1 protein-coding gene and 1 pseudogene are annotated in these 843 nt (G+C 34.5%); both read left to right on the top strand.

Going from position 1 to position 843, the window contains the following annotated elements; translation table 11 throughout:
- Positions 1-219, top strand: a 219-nt coding sequence (locus PVV59_RS09895) for a helix-turn-helix domain-containing protein (RefSeq protein ID WP_342753313.1), incomplete at its 5' end; no start/stop codon positions are given.
- A gap of 76 nt (positions 220-295) precedes the next feature.
- A pseudogene (locus PVV59_RS09805) lies at positions 296-843 on the top strand (replication protein C); the annotation flags it as partial.

An 843-nucleotide genomic window follows, 5' to 3' on the forward strand; every position in this document is an offset into this window, starting at 1 on the left:
GGCGTTCCTATCGTTTTTAAAAGCAATCGACAACTTAGTTATGACATTCAACGGTGTGAATCGCGTGTTAGTTTTTTACTTTCACGCCTTTATGACTGTGGTCTTATTGTCATGCGCGACTCTGGTAATTTTAAGCGCTATTCAATACGAAGCTGTGATCATGGAATTATAACAGCTTGTGGGATTGATTTGATGTATTCTGGTTGCGCGATACCATGAACTTAAACAAAAAATTGATGAAATCATAGAGGCTCAGGACAAACAAAAAGATGCTTTGCATTATTTTCAGGGGTTGGTGCGACAAATCAAAGCCTCTTACGCATCAATTGAAGCTACACCATTTACATCATTGCTTTTTTCTAGAATGCAAAAAATTATTCAGATCATTGGTCGGCCGGCCAAAGCTTCGGTAGAAAAATTGCACAAAGCAATAGGTCTTTTTCAGTGGATTTTAGAGAGATTTTTAAAGCAAAAATCACAAAAAACGAAATACAGGCATTTCGCTGACAAAATGCACATAGAATATACAACCCTTAAACATATTTGTAATTGTAACAAAAATGAGTGTTCAGATTTTTCTGAACACACTCAAATTAACGACATGACCTACGGTCATGAAAAAATAGCTTATGAAAAAACAGAGAAAAGCAAAACTGAAAACGCCTTACCTTCAAAAAATAATAAATTGCTTCAAATCAAACCAGAATTTTTAACTGAAGCATTGCCTAATGTTGCTATGTTTATGAAATATGGGCTGCAATCTGAAAGAGATTTAATTGGTTCTATGGAGTTTTTAGCTAAAATGAAGGGGATTTCTTCTCATGCTATTAAAGAAGCTAAAAA

It is taken from the genome of Bartonella sp. MM73XJBT.G, from assembly GCF_028618435.1.
Taxonomy (GTDB): Bacteria; Pseudomonadota; Alphaproteobacteria; order Rhizobiales; family Rhizobiaceae; genus Bartonella.